We start from the raw sequence: 18440 nt of genomic DNA on the forward strand, positions 1-18440 counted from the left end.
CACAGGTTCTGCGAACACCTAGGCCTCCTGTAGGAGCCAGCCTGCTGGCGATGGCGGCGTCACGTTCAGCCTTAAGGTGACTGACCGGACGCCATCGCGAGCAGGCTCGCTCCTACAGGTTTTCCAATGGTCAGACGCGGAACTGGTCCATCAGGCCCTGCTGCTGGTTCGCCAAACTGTTGAGCGACTGGCTCACCCGCGCCGATTCGTTGGCCTGGCCGGACAGCGATTCGGTCACGTCGCGAATGGTCGCCACGTTGTTGTTGATCTCCTCGGCCACGGCGCTTTGCTCTTCCGCCGCGCTGGCGATCTGCAGGTTCATGTCGCTGATCACCGTCACGGCGTCGCCGATCTGGCGCAGGGCCGTCACGGCCTGGCCGACTTGCTCCACGCTGCCCTGGGCCTGGCGGTGGCTGTTGCCCATCGAGCCGACCACGTCCTGGGTGCCGTTCTGCAATTGCTCGATCACTTGGCGGGTCTCCTCCACCGACTCCTGGGTGCGGCGGGCGAGGTTGCGCACTTCATCGGCGACCACCGCGAAGCCACGTCCGGCCTCTCCGGCGCGGGCCGCTTCGATGGCGGCGTTGAGGGCCAGCAGGTTGGTCTGCTCGGCGATGGCGCGGATGGTCTCCAGCACGGTGCCGATCTTCTCGCTGTTGGCGGCCAGGCCTTCGACCTGCGCCATCGCCGCGCTCATGTCGGCGGCCAGGGTGTCGATGCTGGCGGTGGTGCGGTCGATCACAGTCAGGCCCTGACGGGTGGCGCGGTCGGCGTCCTTGGCCGCTTCGGCGGCTTGCGCCGCGCTGCGGGCGACGTCCTGGGCGGTGGCGCTCATCTCGTGGGACGCGGTGGCGACCTGATCCACCTGGCGGTACTGCTGCTCCATGCCGGCGCTGGTCTGGGTGGCGATGGCCGAGGACTGGTCGGCGGTGTTGCGTGCGTCCTGCACCGAGCGTTTCACCTGGGCGATGATCGGCTGCAGTTTGTCGAGGAAGCGGTTGAACCAGCCGGCCAGCTGGCCCAGTTCATCGTTCTTGTCGTAGGCCAGGCGCCGGGTCAGGTCGCCTTCGCCGCTGGCGATGTCTTCGAGCATGTGCGCCACGCCGAGGATCGGCTTGGTCACGCTGCGGGCCATCAGCCACACCAGCAGCAGGCCGAGCAGGGCGGCGAGGGCGCCGAGGCTCAGCTCGATCAGCGTGCCCGAGCGGTTGCTGGCGTCGAGTTGCTGCTTGAGGGCTTCGGCGCGGCTGACCAGCACCTTTTCCGGCACATCGAGCAGCACGCCCCAGGACGGCCCGCCAGGGATCGGCTGGAACGGCGACAGCACCTTCAACTGCTGGTTGCTGTGCAGGCTGCTCACGGTCTTGCTGGAGGCGAGCAGGCCCAGCAGTTCGGCGCCGCTGGCCTTGTCCACGGCGTCCAGGCGCTGGCTCAGCTTGCCGGCGTCCGGGCTGTGGCCGGCGAGCAGGCCGGCGGGGCTGATGATGCTCACGGCGGTCTGGCCGTCGTACAGCTTCTTGCTGGCGTTCTGGCTGATGGCCTGCAGGCTGTTGAGGTTGATGTCCACCGACAGCGAGGCGATGACTTTGCCGTTGACCGTCAGCGGGAACACGATGCTGGTCATCAGCACCTTCTGGCCGTCGATCACATAGAAGTAGGGTTCGATCACGCAGGGCTTGAGCGTGGTGCGCGGGCAGGTGAACCAGGCGTTGGCGGCCTGGCCGCTGGGGCCGGTGCTGGTGTCGGCCATGTCGCTTTCCGGCAGTGCCATGGACGTGACCTTGCCCGGCGTCGGCTGCGACCAGTACAGGGCGAAGCGGCCCTTGTCGTTGCTGCCCAGTTCCGCCTGGCCGGCGAACAGTTCGTCCTTGCCGTCCAGCGCGTTGGCCTCGAATACCAGCGACAGGCCCAGCAGCTCAGGGTTGGCCTGCAGGGCCGACTTGACCTGACGGGTCATGTCCTCGCGCAGGTCGAAGGCATCCAGGAAGCGTTTCTCGGCCTGTTCGCGCAGGAACAGTACCTGGCGCGAAAAGCCGTGGCCGTATTGGTAGGCGTCCATGAACTGCTGGCGGATGAACGCCGCCTGCACTTCGCCCTGGGATTCGATGCGGGCCTGGGCCGACTCGGTGAGCATTTCCATGCTCGACGCCTTCACCAGCTCGGAACTGTGCTCCATGCGGTACAGCGAAAGACCCACCAACAGGGTCACGATACCGGCCAGGCAGAGCCCGGCGAGCAGGGTGATTTTCCATTGGATGGAAAGTTGTCTGAGCGACATGGAGACGTCCTTATTCGATATTTATCTGAGACTTTGCACTGTAACGGCAGCGCGGCGGTTTTCTTTATGGCGCAAACGCAATAGGACCGATTGCCGCATCCGGCGGCAGTGCCACGTATGTTCCTGTGGCGAGGGAGCCTGCTCCCGCTCGACTGCGCAGCAGGCGCGATGCGGGCCACCCCCCACGGCGGGAGCAAGCTCCCTCGCCACGGATTCATCGGTTGTTACAGGACAATGCAGCCCCTCGCTTTGACACTGCGGCCACTCTGCGGCACAGTGCGCGCCCTTCTAACAAGACCCTCGATCCAAATTCGCTGGCGGCCTCCGGGCGTTGCCGGGCGGACTCATCCTGTCTGGCGGTGAAGCGCATCCATCGCCGTGTTTTTGAGGTAGTGAAATGAATGCAGTGATTGCTGCGGTCGGCGTCATGCTGATCCTCAGCCTGTCCCGTGTGCACGTGGTGATCGCGTTGATCGTCGGTGCGCTGGTCGGTGGCCTGACCGGCGGCCTGGGCATCGACGCCACGCTCAAGGCGTTCAACAGCGGCCTGGGCGGCGGGGCGACGGTGGCGTTGTCCTACGCGCTGCTGGGCGCGTTCGCGGTGGCCATCGCCAAGTCCGGCCTGGCCCACGCGCTGGCCGACAAGGCCCTGGCCATGGTCGACCGCCAGCACGCCACCGGCGGCGGCAGCGTCAAGTGGCTGCTGATCGGGCTGTTGTGGGTGGTGGCGATCGCGTCGCAGAACATCCTGCCGATCCACATCGCGTTCATTCCGCTGCTGGTGCCGCCGTTGCTGTATGTGCTGACCAAACTGCAACTGGACCGGCGCCTGATCGCCTGCGTGATGACCTTCGGCCTGATCACCCCGTACATGGTGTTCCCGGTGGGGTTCGGCAACATCTTCCTCAATCAGATCCTGCTGGCCAACGTCAGCAAGGCCGGGGTGGACATCAGCCAGGTCAACGTCATGCACGCGATGGCCATTCCGGCGGCGGGCATGGTGTTCGGCCTGCTGCTGGCGGTGTTCTTCAGCTACCGCAAGAAGCGGGTCTACGACCTGGAGAAGATCGAGCAGGTGGAGCAGGTCAGCGTCGCCTATAACCCGATGACCCTCGGGATCGCCTTCTTGGCCATTGCGGCGGCGTTCATGATTCAGTTGCTGCTGGACTCGATGATTATCGGGGCGCTGGCCGGGTTCCTGATCTTCTCCGCCTCCGGCATCGTGAAGTGGCGCGAGACCGACGGCCTGTTCACCGAAGGCATGAAGATGATGGCGATGATCGGCTTCATCATGATCTCGGCCTCAGGCTTCGCCGAGGTGCTGAAGGCCACGGGCGAGGTGCGCACGCTGGTGGAGAGCGCAGCGACGTGGATCGACCACAGCCAGGCCATCGGCGCGCTGCTGATGCTGCTGGTGGGGCTGATGGTGACCATCGGCATCGGCTCGTCGTTCTCCACGGTGCCGATCCTGGCGGCGATCTTCGTGCCGCTGTGCGTGCAGCTGGGCTTCAGCCCGATGGCGATCGTCTGCATCGTCGGCACCGCCGGCGCCCTGGGCGACACCGGCTCGCCGGCCTCGGACTCGACCCTGGGCCCGACCTCCGGCCTGAACATCGACGGCCAGCACCACCACATCTGGGACACCGTGGTGCCGACCTTCCTGCACTACAACCTGCCGCTGCTGGCGGCCGGGTGGCTGGCTGCGATGGTGCTCTGACCACCAGCGGTCACTTGTTGGCTCCCGCATCGGCACGGGTGGGAGCCTCCGGCTCAACTTTTGGTTCGGCAGGCCGTTAACGCCTTTATCCACGCCAATAAAACCAAAAGAGTGAGCCCGTCCATGCGTCTGAGCCTCAAGGCTAAAGTCCTGTCCCTTGCCGTCCTTCCGGTGTTGCTCTTTGCGCTGGTGATCAGCCTGACCGTGCTGTTCATCCTTCAGGAACAGGCGCACAAGGAAGTCGAACAGACCCGCGAGCGCCTGCTCGGCGACGCCAAGGCCACGCTGCAGAGCTACGTCGCCGTGGCCATGACCACGATCAAGCCGCTGTACGACGCCGCCGCCCCCGGCGACACCGCCGCCCGGGCCCAGGCGATCAAGCTGCTGTCGAGCATCAAGTACGGCAAGGACGGCTACTTCTTCGGCTACGACTCCGAGACCGTGCGCCTGTTCAAGGCCAACGACCCCGACGGCGTGGGCAAGAGCTTCAAGGACAACCGCGACCCGAACGGCGTCTACGTCAACCGCGACCTGGTGAAGGTGGCGAAGGACGGCAGCCATTACCTGCAATACAGCTCGCCGCTGCCGGGCAATGCCCAGGTGCTGGTGCCTAAGCTTGGCTACACCGAATACCTGGCCAAGTGGGACATGGCGGTCGGCACCTCGGTGAACCTGGACGGCATCGAAGCGCAAGTGGCGGCGGTCGAGGCCACGGTGCAGGAGCGCATGCGGGGTGTGGTGCTGAGCATCGTCGGCGTGGCCGTGGTGGTGCTGCTGGTGATCGCCGCGGCGGGCATGCTGCTGGCCAACACCATCCTGCGCCCGTTGAACCTGATGAAAGCCAACCTCGACGACATCGCGGCGGGCGAGGGCGACCTGACCCGCCGCCTGGCCATCACCAGCCAGGATGAGCTCGGCGAACTGGCCGGCTCGTTCAACCGCTTCGTCGACAAGATCCACGGCCTGGTACGGCAGATCACCGAAATGACGTCCCAGCTTACTGGCCTGGTGACCCAGGTGTCGGACCAGGCACACCGTTCCGATCAGGCCATGGAGCGCCAGCGCCACGAGACCGATCAGGTCGCCACGGCGATCAACGAGATGTCCGCCGCCGCCCAGGAAGTGGCCAAGAGCGCGCAGAACGCCGCCGTCGCCGCCCGTCAGACCGACGAGGAAGGCCAGGCCGCCAAGCGGGTCGTGGCCGGCAGCATCCAGCAGATCCATGCGTTGGTGGACGACATCCGCCACAGCGGCGTGTCCCTCGACAGCCTGCAGCAGGACGTGTCCTCGATCGTCGGCGTGCTCGGGGTGATCCGCTCCATCGCCGAGCAGACCAACCTGCTGGCGCTGAACGCCGCCATCGAGGCGGCGCGGGCCGGGGAGGCCGGGCGCGGTTTTGCGGTGGTGGCGGACGAAGTGCGGGCGCTGGCCAGCCGCACGCAGATCAGCACCCAGGAAATCCAAGGCATGATCGACCGCCTGCAGGCCGGCACCCAATCGGCGGTCGAGGCCATGCGCCGTTCCAGCGAGGCCGGCGACGGCACGTCGGCCCAGGCCAATCAGGCCGGCGCATCGCTGGATGCGATGGCGGAACTGATCGCGACCATCAACTCGATGAACGCCCAGATCGCCAGCGCCGCCGAAGAGCAGACCGCCGTGGCCGAAGAGATCAACCGCAGCGTGCACCAGATCGCCGTGGCCGTGGACAGCGTGGCGGACGAGACCCAGCTCGGCGCCCAGACCTCGCGCAGCCTGGCCGAGCTCGGTCAGCGCCTGGGCCGGCTGGTGGGGCAGTTCCGCATCTGAAACCCATACGGCGCCCGGCCGGGCGCCATCGCCGGCAGGCTGGCTCCCACCGGTTTCGGCGCGTGCGCACCTGCAGTGAAAGACTGGACATCCGCGGCAACTTCTACAGGGTTGCAAATGCGCCCACGGAGCTGATGCCGGGTAAGTGGGGCCTAATCGGGCTCCACTTCCAGTCTCAGGCGCGTGTCGTCCAAGCGTTTGATCCGCAGGACAGCGCCTTGCAGGCGTCGGCCCTGCACCCGCACGTCCACGGTCTTGGCCTGGTCCAGGTCTTGCGGCAGCGGGGCGGATACGCACAGCGCAAACCGGTAGGGATCGCCCTCGACCGGTTCCAGCCCGACCTGGCACTCGACGCTCTTGATGACGTACCCGGCCGGCGTCTCCAGCCCGTAGTCGAGCCGCGCCGGGCTCCTGATCGATGTCATGGCGGCTATCCCCCGTGTCTGCCGGTGAGCGGACAAGCTTAGCTTGCCGGTCGCCAGGTGACGTTCTCCACGCCGAATTTCTCCGCCATCGGCTTGCTGGTCTTTTGCACCTTTTCCCGGCCGAAACGCGGGATCCGGCCGACGCCGGCGTCGCAGCTCGCCCAGTGCCAGGCCTCGACGTTGTCCATCTTTTCCGAGCGGATGATGAACGACTTCGGCGCGCCGTGGAGGGTGTATTCGATGACAAACAGTTTTGCGTTGTTCATAAAGCCCCGGTTCCTCCCTGTTGTTATAGAGGGATCGCGGCGGGCCGGGAAAATTCATTCGGATTGTCCGGCGGCGCGTTGGCGGGCGGATCGGCGACTGGTTACCATGGCGCTTCCCTCAAACCGATGAACCCCTGCCATGGCCCTTGCCGCGCCTCCCGACCTGAGCGATACCGACGTGCCGGTGCAGCCGCTGGCGCGCACCTACCCGCGCGGCCTGTTCATCGAGCCCCACGAGCATGTCTGGGGCCAGTTGCTGTATGCGATGAGCGGGGTGATGTGGGTCGAGACGCCTCACGAGGCGCTGGTCGTCCCGCCGCAACGGGCGGTGTGGCTGCCGCCGGGCGTGCCCCATGGGATCCGCGTGGTGTCGGACCTGCAGATGCGCAACATTTACCTGCGCCCGGCGCTGGCGGCGACGCTCGACGCCACGGTGCAGGTGATCGAGGTCGGCGGCCTGCTGCGCGAGCTGATCGTCGGGCTGGTGGAGGAGGGCGACAGCGGCGATCCGGCCTATTACGACGCGCTGGTCGGCCTGGCCCTGCTGGAGCTCAAGCGCGCCCGGCGCTCGCAGCTGAAAATCCCGCTGCCGGACGATTCCGACCGGCGCCTGATGAACCTGTGCCAGGCGGTCATGGCCGCGCCTTCGCTGGACATTCCGTTCGAGCGGCACGCGGAGAACGCCGGGGCCAGCGTGCGCACCCTGGCGCGGCTGTTCAAGGACGGCCTGGGCATGGGCTTCGCCGAATGGCGGCGGCAGGTGCAACTGGCGACCGCGGCGGCGGAGCTGATCCAGGGCGTGCCGGTCAGCGCCATCGCCCGGGAGCTGGGCTATTCGCCGAGCAGCTTCAGCGACATGTTCCGCCGTGAGCTCGGCGTGGCGCCTTCACAGTACGGCGCAGGCGCCGGCTCCGGTTGATCGCGATCCCTTGTGGGGGCGAGCCTGCTCGCGATGGCGGTCTGTCAGTCGAAGCCGGTGCCGGATGTTCCGCCGCTCCCACAGCGGTCGCGCGGGATCCGGACCTTTGACCGAAATCCAATAGGCGGCTGGCGATGGCGCCATTCAGGGCGCCGAAGGATTGGCCGAAATTCGGAAGTCCTTGGCCGATGCCGCCGCACGCCTTTCCCTAGACTCTGCCCATTCCCTTTCTCAGGCGGAGCTGTCCCATGAATTACCTGATTTCCCTGGCGGTCGGCCTGGGCGTCGGCCTGCTCTACGGCGCGCTGGATGTCCGCTCCCCGGCGCCGCCGACGATCGCGCTGGTCGGCCTGCTGGGCATGCTGGCCGGTGAGCAGCTGTGGCCGATGGGCCGGCAACTGGTGGCCGGCTGGCTGTCCTGAATCCCTTCCTTTTCCATTCGGTGGATGTACCCATGAAAGCATTGCAATTCGATCAAACGGGCGATTTGGCTTCCCTGCGCTTCGTCGAGGTGCCGACCCCGGTGCCGGGCGCCGATGAGGTGCTGGTGCAGATCAAGGCGGCGGGCCTGAACCCCAGCGACGTGAAGAACGTGCTCGGGCGTTTTCCCTACACCACGCTGCCGCGCATCCCTGGTCGGGATTTCGCCGGGGTCGTGGTCGAAGGGCCGTCGGCGCTGATCGGCCAGGAAGTGTGGGGCACGGGCCGTGAGCTGGGTTTCTTCGCCGACGGTTCCCATGCGCAGTTCGTCAAACTGCCGGCCAACGGCGTGGCGCATAAGCCTTCGCACCTGAGCTTCACCCAGGCCGCCAGCCTCGGCGTGCCGTACACCACGGCGTGGGACGCGCTGGAACGCAGCCTGGTGAGCGCCGAAACGCGGCTGCTGGTGATCGGCGGCGGGGCGGTGGCCACGGCGGCGCTGGCCTTGGCCAAAGTGCGCGGCGCCCAGGTGCTGGCGGCGGCGCGTCGGCCGGAGCAGGTCGAGGCTTTGCAGGCCCAGGGCTACCGGACGATCCTGCTCGACACGCCGGAGTCGCTGGGCGCCCAGGTCAATGCGGTGTACCGCGGCGGCGCCGATGTGATTTTCGACACCACGGGCTTCTGGCTGCCGGCTTCGGTGGCGGCGCTGGCGACGTTCGGGCGGATCGCGATCATCGCCGCGCCGGTGGACGGGCATGTGCAGTTGCCGGCGCTGGCCCTGTACCGCAAGGGCGGGTCGGTGGTCGGGATCAACTCGCTGCTGTACGGCGTGCAGGCCTGTGCGGCAATGCTGGAGCAGTTCGGCCGCTACTTCGACGAGGGCCTGCTGCCGTTGCCGCAGGGGCTGGTGGAGGCGCCGCTGGAGCAGGGGCTGGCCCGTTATGCCGAGGTGAATCAGGGCGGCGGGGACAAGATCATCCTGATGCCTTGATGGGTGGTCTCCGGGGAGGGCGGGGCGGTCGCCGGCATGGCCGGGCTTCGGCAGAAATTGCCTGTGTGCCGGCCACCCGGTAAAGTGCCGCTCCCCCCCGTTCTGCCTGAGGTCGCACCATGAGCCAGCCCATCGATATTGCCGTGATCGGCGCCACCGGCACCGTCGGCGAAACCCTTGTGCAGATTCTTGAGGAGCGCGACTTCCCGGTCGGCAACCTGCACCTGCTGGCCAGCAGCGAATCCGCCGGCAGCTCGGTGCCCTTTCGCGGCAAGAACGTGCGGGTGCGGGAAGTCGATGCGTTCGACTTCGGCAAGGTCAGACTGGCGTTTTTCGCCGCCGGCCCCGCCGTCACCCTGAGCTTTGCCGACCGCGCCCATGCCGCCGGCTGCTCGCTGATCGACCTGTCCGGCGCCTTGCCGGCCGAGCGGGCGCCGCAGGTGGTGCCGGAAGCCAACGCCAGCGTGCTGGACGGCCTGAAGGCGCCGTTCCAGGTCGGCAGCCCGAGCCCGTCGGCCACGACGCTGGCGGTGGCGCTGGCGCCGTTGCGCGGTCTGCTCGACCTGCAATCGGTGCATGTCACCGCCAGCCTGGCGGTGTCCGCCCTGGGGCGCGAAGGCGTCACCGAGCTGGCGCGCCAGACCGCCGAGCTTCTGAACATGCGCCCTCTGGAGCCGTCGTTCTTCGACCGTCAGATCGCCTTCAACCTGCTGGCCCAGGTCGGCACGCCGGACGCCGACGGCCACACCTCCCTGGAAAAACGCCTGGTGCGCGAACTGCGTCAGGTGCTGGCCAACCCTTCCTTGAAGATTTCCGCGACTTGCATTCAAGCCCCGGTGTTTTTTGGCGATAGCTTTAGCGTGACCTTGCGGTCAGCGGACGCGGTCGACCTGGAAAAGGTCAACGCCGCGCTCGAAGACGCGCCGGGCATCGAGTTGGTCGAAGCCGGCGATTATCCGACGGCGGTCGGTGACGCGGTGGGGCAGGACGTGGTCTATGTCGGGCGGGTGCGCGGCGGTGTCGATGAGCCGGCGGAACTAAATCTGTGGCTGACGTCAGATAACGTACGCAAAGGCGCGGCCCTCAACGCGGTGCAGGTCGCCGAATTGTTGATAAAAGGCCTGCTGTAAAAGATACTTGGCAACAATTTGTCGACTGATTCTAGCCGGGCGCTATGCTTGGCCGGAGCGCTTGGCAACGAGTCACTCTCCGGGACTTTCCGGGGCATCAAAGAAATGATCGCGCGCGGCCCGTTCCCGTCGTCGCGCGCAATGCCTTGCGGCAGCGGTATTCAAGACTTCTCGCTGGCCGAGGAATGTTCAGACAAAGGAAGAGGCTATGGTTCAAGTTCGCAAACTGGTGTTAGCAATAGCGGCCGCCTCGGCGCTGTCCTCCGGTATGGCGCATGCCCTCGGGCTCGGGGAGCTGACCCTGAAGTCGACCCTGAACCAGCCGCTGGTGGCGGAGATCGAGCTGCTCGACGTCAAGGACCTCACCGCTGCCGAAGTGGTGCCGAGCCTGGCCTCGCCCGAAGACTTCGCCAAGGCCGGCGTCGACCGCCAGGCCTTCCTCAACGATCTGACCTTCACCCCGGTGCTCAACGCCAGCGGCAAAAGTGTGCTGCGCGTGACGTCCAGCAAGCCGCTGTCCGAGCCGATGGTGAAGTTCCTGGTGCAGGTGATGTGGCCCAACGGCCGCCTGCTGCGCGACTACAGCGTGCTGCTGGATCCGTCCAAGTTCTCCCAGCAGACCGCCGACGCCGCCCAGCAGGCCCCGGTGCAGACCATCACCGCACCGACCACCGGCGCCACTCACCCGGCGCAGTACACCACGACGCCGCGCGACACCCTGTGGGAGATCGCGGCCAAGGCGCGCAACGGCGGATCGGTGCAGCAGACCATGCTGGCGATTCAGGCCCTCAACCCGGATGCGTTCATCGACGGCAACATCAACCGCCTGAAGACCGGCCAGGTGCTGCGCCTGCCGGACTCGGTGCAAAGCACGGCGCTGCCGCAATCGAAGGCGATCGCCGAAGTCGCGGCGCAGAACACCGCCTGGCGCCAGGGCCGCCGTTACGTGGCCAAGCCGGGCACCGGCCAGCAGCAACTGGACGCGACCAAGCGTGGCCGCGGCAATGCCGGCGCTGCGCCGAACCCCAAGGACAACCTGAGCCTGGTCTCCGCCGAAAGCGGCAAGGCCCGCGGCAAAGGCCCGGCGGGCGACGCCAAGGCCCTGAGCAACAAGCTGGCGGTGACCCAGGAAAGCCTCGACACGACCCGTCGCGACAATGCCGAGCTGAAAAGCCGCATGGCTGACCTGCAGAGCCAGCTGGACAAGCTGCAACGCCTGATCGAACTGAAGAACAATCAACTGGCGAAGATGCAGGCCGAAGGGGCTGCGCCGGCCGCCGCACCGGAAGTTGCGCCTGCGCCGGCTCCGGTGCCGGCCATCACCGCCGAGCTGGCGACCACGCCGCCGGTCGCTCCGGTGCAAACTGCTCCGGCTGCGCCTGCGCCCGAGGCAGCTGCGCCTGCGCCCGCCGAGCCTGTGGTCGAGCCGAAACCGGCCGCCGATGACGACAAGGCCTTCAACGAACTGCTGACCAACCCGATCCTGCTGGGTCTGGCCGGCGGCGGCGCCATCGTCCTGCTGCTTCTGCTGTTGCTGCTGGCCCGCCGGCGCAAGGCCCAGCAGGAAGCCGAGAAGCACCTGCGCATGGCCCGGGCCCTGGAGGAGCAATCCTTCGAGCCTGAGCTCGATCTGCCGGAAAGCAGCTTCGAAGGCTTGGAAACGCCGGCGGCGAGCGTCAAGCTGAACCCGGCACCTGCTCCGGCGCCAGCTCCAGCCCCGGCGCCGGCCGTCGAGCCTGTCGTCGTGGCGCAGCCGATCGCTGCGCCGCTGGTCGCGCCGGCGGCCGAACGCACCGATGACGTACTGGCCAAGGCCCAGTCGCACATCGACGGCGGTCGCCTGAACCAGGCCGCCGCGCTGCTGGAGGAGGGCGTGAGCCTGGAGCCGCAGCGCAGCGACCTGCGCCTGAAACTGATGGAAGTCTACGGCCGCCAAGGCGACCGCGACATGTTCGTCGGCCAGGAACGTCAATTGGTCGCCAACGGCGAGAACTTCGCCAAGGTCGAAGAGCTCAAGAAGCGCTTCCCGGCCATGGCGGTCGTTGCCGCCACCGGGCTGGCCGCTGCGGCCATGGCCGCCGAGCTGGATGCCGAATACGTCAAGGAACTGCTGCTCGACGAGCCGCAGGCCCCGGCCGAAACCGACAACGAGCTGGACAGCGCGTTCGACCTGAGCCTCGACGATCTGGACAACATCAAGCCGGTGGAGCCAGCGGTGGCTGAGCCTGCACCTGCTGCGGCCATCGAGCCGGAAGCACCGGTCGAGCTGGACGAGTTTCCGGCCGATGACGACCTGAGTTTCGAGTCCGTGCTGCAGCAGCAGACCGAAATCAAGGAGAACCTCGACGACCTGCCGGAGTTCGACCTGGATCTGGACCTGGGCGCCGAAGCGTCGCCGGCCACGTTGGCCGAAGACGATTTCCTGCTGGATCTGGATGACGGCATGAAGGATCTGCCGCCGGTCGAAGCGCCGGCCGTGGCCCAGGCGCCGATCGACGAGCTGGATCTGCCGGCCGATTTCGACCTGTCCCTGGCGGACGAAATGGACGCGGCCCCGGCTGAGCCGGATGCGTTTTCCGCCGAGCTGGACGACGTCAACGCAGAGCTGGACCGCCTGTCCCAGAGCCTCGGCGAGCCGAGCTTCAGCGAAGCTGACGCGGCCATGGGCGGTGATCTCGGTGAACTGGGCGAGGATGACTTCGACTTCCTCTCCGGCACCGATGAGGCCGCCACCAAACTTGACCTGGCCCAGGCCTACATCGACATGGGCGACAACGACGGCGCGCGCGACATCCTCAACGAAGTGCTCAGCGAGGGTGACGACAAGCAGAAGAACGAGGCCCGGGAGATGCTTTCGCACCTGGCCTGATCCGGCGTTCGGCGGTAATGAGAACGGCAGCCCATTGGGGCTGCCGTTTTTTTTTCGCTTTAGATCGGTAAGCCCTCTTCTGTGCTCAGGCTTGAAGGGGAGCGTGCAGATAAAACTGTGGGAGCCAGCCTGCTGGCGATGACGGCGGCACATCCGGCATCGATATGCCAGGCAGGCCGCCATCGCCAGCAGGCTGGCTCCCACAGGTAATCGGTGCTGCAGGTGAGGCTGTGGGCCGGCGGCGGTCGCTGGAGAACTTTCTGGCATCCCCCATCCATGGCCTTATAATGCCCGCCTTTGTGCATCTGCAGGCTGTCCCGCTTTGGCAAACATAGATAACCCGGCCGCCGAAATGGCCCCCGAAGGCTTTTTCCGCATCGCCCTGGGCGTTGAGTACAAAGGTTCGCGCTACCGTGGCTGGCAACGCCAGGCCTCGGGTGTGCCGTCCGTGCAGGAAGAGTTGGAGAAGGCCCTGTCGAAGGTCGCCGATTCGCCGGTGGCGATCCAGTGCGCCGGCCGCACCGACGCCGGGGTGCACGCCTGCGGGCAGGTGGTGCATTTCGACACGCAGGCTGTACGGTCGCTGAAGGCCTGGGTCATGGGCGCCAACATCAATCTGCCCCACGACATCAGCGTCAGTTGGGCTCAGGTGATGCCGGCCCACTTCCATGCGCGCTTCAAGGCTATCGCCCGACGTTACCGGTACGTGATCTACAACGATCAGATCCGTCCGGCGCATCTCAATGAGGAAATCACCTGGAACCACCGTCCGCTGGACGTCGAGCGCATGGCGCAGGCGGCGCAGTACCTGGTGGGCACCCACGATTTCAGCGCGTTCCGCGCCGGCCAGTGCCAGGCCAAGTCGCCGGTCAAGAAGCTCCACCACCTGCGCGTGACCCGTCACGGCAAGATGATCGTGATCGACATCCGCGCCAGCGCGTTCCTGCATCACATGGTGCGCAACATCGCCGGGGTGCTGATGACCATCGGCGCCGGCGAGCGCCCTGTGGAGTGGATGAAAGAGGTGCTGGAGAGCCGTGAACGGCGCTCCGGAGGGGTGACGGCGCACCCGTTCGGGCTGTATCTGGTACAGGTCGAGTACCACGACGAGTTCCCGCTGCCGGAGCGTTTCATCGGGCCGCATTTCCTGACCGGTTTCGCTGAACTGGACGGCTGACGCCCTCGAATGCATTTGCTACCATCCGGGACTTTCTCGGATTTGCCTTGGGGTTCTATCGACATGTCAGCCGTTCGCAGCAAGATTTGCGGGATTACCCGCTTAGAGGATGCGCTGGCGGCCGTCGAGGCCGGGGCCGACGCCATCGGTTTCGTGTTCTACGCCAAGAGCCCGCGGGCGGTGACCGTGCAGCAGGCGCGGGGGATCATCCGGGCGTTGCCGCCGTTCGTGACCACGGTGGGTCTGTTCGTCAACGCCAGCCGTTGCGAGCTGGGGGAGATCCTCGACGCCGTGCCGCTGGATCTGCTGCAGTTCCATGGCGACGAGACCGCCGCCGAATGCGAAGGCTGGCACCGGCCGTACATCAAGGCCCTGCGGGTCAAGGCCGGCGACGACATCGCCGCCGCCTGCAATGCCTACCCGAGCGCCAGCGGCGTGCTGCTCGACACCTACGTCGAAGGCGTGCCGGGCGGAACCGGCGAGGCGTTCGACTGGTCTTTGATTCCGCAAGGTTTGAGCAAGCCGCTGATCCTCGCCGGCGGCCTGACGCCGGACAACGTCGCCGACGCCGTCGCCCGGGTGCGGCCGTACGCCGTCGACGTCAGCGGCGGGGTGGAAGCGAGCAAGGGCATCAAGGATCACGCGAAGATCCGGGCGTTCATCAACGCCGCACGCGGCAACGCAGCACCGATGTGACGGCTGGCAGACTGCCGCCGTCCATAACTGCACTTGCAACAAGCAGGCGCGGCTGAGGATGTTTGGATTGCGCGCAAGGTCGCTTCACGCCGACCCGGCAGTCCACCGGTCATCGCCGCACACAATGAATTTAGCTGAAGGGCATACGCGGGGCCGCGAACCAGAGCGTTCGGGCCGCCGGTACTGGAGAAAGAAAGCATGAGCAACTGGTTGGTAGACAAACTGATCCCTTCGATCATGCGTTCGGAGGTCAAGAAGAGCTCGGTGCCTGAAGGCCTGTGGCACAAGTGCCCGTCCTGCGAGGCTGTGCTGTACCGTCCCGAGCTGGAAAAGACCCTGGACGTTTGCCCCAAGTGCAACCACCACATGCGCATCGGCGCACGTGCGCGCATCGACATCTTCCTGGATGCCGAAGGCCGCAGCGAACTGGGCGCCGACCTGGAACCGGTCGACCGCCTGAAGTTCCGTGACGGCAAGAAGTACAAGGACCGCCTGACCGCTGCGCAGAAGCAGACCGGCGAAAAAGACGCCCTGATCTCCATGAGCGGCACCCTGCTGGGCATGCCGGTGGTGGTGTCGGCGTTCGAATTCAACTTCATGGGCGGCTCCATGGGCGCCATCGTCGGTGAGCGCTTCGTGCGCGCCGCCAACTACGCCCTGGAAAACCGTTGTCCGATGATCTGCTTCGCCGCCTCCGGTGGCGCGCGCATGCAGGAAGCCCTGATCTCGCTGATGCAGATGGCCAAGACCTCGGCGGTGCTGGCGCGCCTGCGCGAAGAAGGCATTCCGTTCATCTCCGTGCTGACCGACCCTGTCTACGGCGGCGTTTCCGCTAGCCTCGCGATGCTCGGCGACGTGATCGTCGGCGAGCCGAAGGCCCTGATCGGCTTCGCAGGCCCGCGCGTGATCGAACAAACCGTGCGCGAAAAACTGCCGGAAGGCTTCCAGCGCAGCGAGTTCCTGCTGGAGCACGGCGCCATCGACATGATCGTCGACCGCCGCGAGCTGCGTCCGCGCCTGGGCAACCTGCTGGCGCAACTGACCGGCCAGCCGACGCCCACCTACGTCGCCGCTCCGGTCGAGCCGATCGTCGTTCCGCCGGTGCCTGCCAACGTATGACCGAGCGCACCCTTGGCGAGTGGCTCGCCTACCTTGAGCAGTTGCATCCCTCGGCCATCGACATGGGCCTTGAGCGTTCGCAACAGGTAGCGTCCCGCATGGGGCTGGGCCAGCCGGCGCCTCGGGTGATCACGGTCACCGGCACCAACGGCAAGGGTTCGACCTGCGCATTCGTGGCCTCGCTGCTGCGGGCGCAGGGCCTGAGCGTCGGTGTCTACAATTCTCCGCACCTGCTGCGCTACAACGAGCGGGTGCAGCTCAACGGCGTCGAAGCCACCGACGCGCAGCTGTGCGAAGCCTTTGCGGCGGTCGAGGCAGGGCGCGGCGACACTTCCCTCACTTACTTCGAAATGGGCACCCTGGCGGCGTTCTGGCTGTTCCAGCGCGCGGGGCTCGATGCGGTGGTGCTGGAAGTCGGCCTGGGCGGGCGCCTGGACACGGTCAATGTGGTGGACGCCGATCTTGCGCTGGTCACCAGCATCGGCGTCGATCATGCCGATTATCTGGGCGATACCCGCGAATCCGTGGCCTTCGAAAAGGCCGGCATCTTCCGCCCAGGCAAGCCGGCGCTGTGCGGCGACCTGAATCCTCCGCAGCCGTTGCTCGACAAGGCCCGTGAGCTGGCGTGCCCGTTTTTCCTGCGCGGGCGCGATTTCGATCTCGGCGTGACCGAGCGGAACTGGCAATGGCGCGGTACGGATGCCCAGGGGCAGGCTGTCGAATTGCGAGACTTGCCGCTGCTCGACTTGCCGATGGAAAACGCCGCGCTGGCGCTGCAGGCCTATCTCGTGTCGGGTCTGCCGTGGGATTCTGAGCGGATCGTCAGTGCGTTGCAGGCGACCCGCGTGGTCGGCCGGCTCGACCGGCGCTCGTTCGACTGGCACGGCAAGCGTCTGAACCTGTTGCTGGATGTGGGCCACAACCCGCATGCGGCGGAGTACCTGGCCCAGCGCCTGGCGGCGCGGCCACCGGTCGGCAAGCGCCTGGCGGTGTTCGGCCTGCTGGCGGACAAGGATCTGGATGGCGTCGTCGGCGCGTTGAATGCTAGTGTCCAGCACTGGGCCGTGGCACCGCTGGATTCGGCGCGGGCCCGTCCGGTCGCCGAACTGCATGCGGCGTTGCAGGGGCTCGGTGCGTCGGTCACGTCCTACGACAGCGTGGCGGCCGCCCTGGAAGGGCAGTGCGCCGTGGCCACGGACGAAGACGAGATTCTGTTGTTCGGATCATTTTATTGTGTTGCCGAGGCCCTCGAATGGCTGGCCCGGCGCTCCACGGAGGAAGCGGCAGATGGCATTGCTGGATAAGGCGTACAAACAGCGCATGGTCGGCGCCCTGGTGCTGGTGGCGCTGGCGGTGATCTTTTTGCCGATGCTGTTTTCCCGTCAGGACGAGCAGCGTCAGGTGACCGTCGATGCCCCGTCCGCGCCGCAGGCGCCTGCCGTGGCGCAAGTGCAGATGGAGCCGGTGGCGGTGCCTGAGCCGCAAGCCTTGCCGCAAGAGCCGGTGCCGAGCGATGAAGACGTCGCCGAGCAATCGGCGCCTGCGATGCCGATTGCGCCGGCCGCGCCTGCACCAGCCCCTGCACCGGCCGCGCCGGTCGCGGCGGCGAAGCCGGTGGCCCCTGCGCCGGCGCCGGTGGTGAAGCCGGCCCCCGCTCCGGCCCAGCCGATTGCCGCGGCAGCGGCCAAACCGGACACCAGCGCAAGCCGCGTCGATGCGAACGGCCTGTCGGTGAGCTGGTCGGTGCAACTGGCCAGCCTGTCGAGTCGCGCCAGTGCCGAAAGCCTGCAGAAAACCCTGCGCAGCCAGGGCTACAACGCCTACATCCGTTCCGCCGACGGCAAGAACCGGGTGTTCGTGGGGCCGCTGATCGAGCGCGCCGAGGCCGACCGTCTGCGGGATCTGCTCAGCCGCCAGCAGAACCTCAAGGGGTTCGTCGTGCGTTTCCAGCCTGAGCGCGGCTGAAAACTATCGTCCCGATTGAAATGCACTGACAATCGCAGCTTACCGACAGCCCTGGGCTCTGCTAAAATGCGCCGCCTTATCCGTCTGTAGGCTGCACTGTGCCATTTACCTGGGTTGACTGGGCGATCGTTGCAATCGTCGCCATCTCCGCTTTGATCAGTCTGAGCCGCGGCTTCGTCAAGGAAGCGCTATCGCTGGTGACCTGGATCATCGCAGGAGCGGTTGCCTGGATGTTCGGTGGCTCACTGTCCGAATACCTCGCCGGATACATCCAGACTCCGTCGGCCCGTGTGATCACGGGCTGTGCCATCATGTTTGTCGCCACGCTGATCGTGGGCGCAATGATCAATTACCTCATCGGCGAACTGGTTCGCGTCACCGGACTGTCCGGCACCGACCGGTTCCTGGGCATGGCCTTCGGCGCGGCGCGTGGCGTGCTGCTGGTGGTCGTGGCCGTCGGGCTCTTGAGCCTGGGGCCGGTGCAGCAGGACGGGTGGTGGAAAGAATCACAGCTCGTGCCAAAGTTTCTATTGGTCGCCGACTGGTCCAAGAACCTGATTCTCGGGTGGAGCAGTCAGTGGCTTGCCAGCGGTATCAGCGTACCCGCTGAAATACCGTTCAAGGAGCAGCTCTTGCCGTCGGCCAAAACGCCGCAGTGAGTG

Annotated in this window: 16 protein-coding genes and 2 pseudogenes; 14 read left to right on the plus strand and 4 right to left on the minus strand. The window is 66.4% G+C overall.

Annotated features, from left to right (window positions below):
* Positions 1-130: 130 nt before the first annotated feature.
* The gene (locus tag CAG41_RS29225) at positions 131-886 is read right to left on the minus strand and encodes a methyl-accepting chemotaxis protein (RefSeq protein ID WP_371856083.1); all 756 of its coding nucleotides are present in this window, start codon (positions 884-886) and stop codon (positions 131-133) included.
* A 102-nt stretch (positions 887-988) separates the two neighbouring features.
* A pseudogene (locus CAG41_RS29230) lies at positions 989-2278 on the minus strand (HAMP domain-containing protein); the annotation flags it as partial.
* Between the two features lie 397 nt (positions 2279-2675).
* Here CAG41_RS29230 and CAG41_RS21425 point away from each other — a divergent pair.
* From CAG41_RS21425 to CAG41_RS29240, 3 genes and pseudogenes are all read left to right on the plus strand, one after another.
* Positions 2676-3995: a Na+/H+ antiporter family protein gene (locus CAG41_RS21425; protein ID WP_085707459.1), complete on the plus strand. Its 1320-nt coding sequence runs from the start codon at positions 2676-2678 to the stop codon at positions 3993-3995.
* Between the two features lie 123 nt (positions 3996-4118).
* Positions 4119-4943 (plus strand): annotated as a pseudogene (locus CAG41_RS29235) (cache domain-containing protein); the annotation flags it as partial.
* Between the two features lie 102 nt (positions 4944-5045).
* Positions 5046-5801 (plus strand): methyl-accepting chemotaxis protein, encoded by a 756-nt coding sequence (locus CAG41_RS29240; protein WP_371916189.1) that lies wholly within the window; start codon positions 5046-5048, stop codon positions 5799-5801.
* A gap of 152 nt (positions 5802-5953) precedes the next feature.
* Here CAG41_RS29240 and CAG41_RS21435 read toward each other — a convergent pair whose 3' ends face one another.
* Together CAG41_RS21435 and CAG41_RS21440 are read right to left on the minus strand one after the other, a co-directional pair.
* Positions 5954-6226, minus strand: a complete 273-nt coding sequence (locus tag CAG41_RS21435) for a hypothetical protein (RefSeq protein ID WP_085631440.1) — start codon at positions 6224-6226, stop codon at positions 5954-5956.
* Between the two features lie 38 nt (positions 6227-6264).
* A complete protein-coding gene (locus CAG41_RS21440; RefSeq protein ID WP_085577494.1) occupies positions 6265-6492 on the minus strand; it encodes a DUF6555 family protein in 228 nt (75 codons plus the stop codon).
* A gap of 139 nt (positions 6493-6631) precedes the next feature.
* On the opposite strand from CAG41_RS21440, the gene CAG41_RS21445 reads away from it, so the two are divergent.
* From CAG41_RS21445 to CAG41_RS21495, 11 genes are all read left to right on the plus strand, one after another.
* Positions 6632-7411 carry a helix-turn-helix domain-containing protein gene (locus tag CAG41_RS21445; RefSeq protein ID WP_085577493.1) on the plus strand — a complete coding sequence of 260 codons (780 nt, stop codon included), beginning with the start codon at positions 6632-6634 and terminating at the stop codon, positions 7409-7411.
* A gap of 248 nt (positions 7412-7659) precedes the next feature.
* A complete protein-coding gene (locus CAG41_RS21450) occupies positions 7660-7833 on the plus strand; it encodes a DUF1427 family protein (RefSeq protein ID WP_085577492.1) in 174 nt (57 codons plus the stop codon).
* A 32-nt stretch (positions 7834-7865) separates the two neighbouring features.
* Positions 7866-8822 carry a zinc-binding alcohol dehydrogenase family protein gene (locus CAG41_RS21455; RefSeq protein ID WP_085577491.1) on the plus strand — a complete coding sequence of 319 codons (957 nt, stop codon included), beginning with the start codon at positions 7866-7868 and terminating at the stop codon, positions 8820-8822.
* Positions 8823-8941: 119 nt separating this feature from the next.
* A complete protein-coding gene (locus CAG41_RS21460) occupies positions 8942-9952 on the plus strand; it encodes an aspartate-semialdehyde dehydrogenase (RefSeq protein WP_085631442.1) in 1011 nt (336 codons plus the stop codon).
* Between the two features lie 208 nt (positions 9953-10160).
* Positions 10161-12821 carry a FimV/HubP family polar landmark protein gene (locus CAG41_RS21465; RefSeq protein WP_085638081.1) on the plus strand — a complete coding sequence of 887 codons (2661 nt, stop codon included), beginning with the start codon at positions 10161-10163 and terminating at the stop codon, positions 12819-12821.
* 352 nt (positions 12822-13173) lie between these two features.
* Positions 13174-13998 (plus strand): tRNA pseudouridine(38-40) synthase TruA, encoded by an 825-nt coding sequence (gene truA, locus CAG41_RS21470; protein ID WP_085631446.1) that lies wholly within the window; start codon positions 13174-13176, stop codon positions 13996-13998.
* Positions 13999-14061: 63 nt separating this feature from the next.
* A complete protein-coding gene (locus CAG41_RS21475; protein ID WP_085707460.1) occupies positions 14062-14694 on the plus strand; it encodes a phosphoribosylanthranilate isomerase in 633 nt (210 codons plus the stop codon).
* A gap of 198 nt (positions 14695-14892) precedes the next feature.
* Positions 14893-15813 carry an acetyl-CoA carboxylase, carboxyltransferase subunit beta gene (accD, locus tag CAG41_RS21480; protein ID WP_085577486.1) on the plus strand — a complete coding sequence of 307 codons (921 nt, stop codon included), beginning with the start codon at positions 14893-14895 and terminating at the stop codon, positions 15811-15813.
* Positions 15810-17117, plus strand: a complete 1308-nt coding sequence (gene folC, locus CAG41_RS21485) for a bifunctional tetrahydrofolate synthase/dihydrofolate synthase (RefSeq protein ID WP_085577485.1) — start codon at positions 15810-15812, stop codon at positions 17115-17117. Before accD ends, folC begins: the two co-directional genes overlap by 4 nt.
* On the plus strand, positions 17101-17778 hold the full coding sequence (locus tag CAG41_RS21490; RefSeq protein WP_085577484.1) for an SPOR domain-containing protein: 678 nt from the start codon (positions 17101-17103) through the stop codon (positions 17776-17778). Before folC ends, CAG41_RS21490 begins: the two co-directional genes overlap by 17 nt.
* Before the next feature lie 98 nt (positions 17779-17876).
* Positions 17877-18437, plus strand: a complete 561-nt coding sequence (locus CAG41_RS21495; protein WP_085577483.1) for a CvpA family protein — start codon at positions 17877-17879, stop codon at positions 18435-18437.
* The last annotated feature ends 3 nt before the right edge of the window (positions 18438-18440 follow it).

This window comes from Pseudomonas sp. B35(2017), assembly GCF_002113645.1.
GTDB classification, from domain to species: Bacteria; Pseudomonadota; Gammaproteobacteria; order Pseudomonadales; family Pseudomonadaceae; genus Aquipseudomonas; species Aquipseudomonas ekonensis.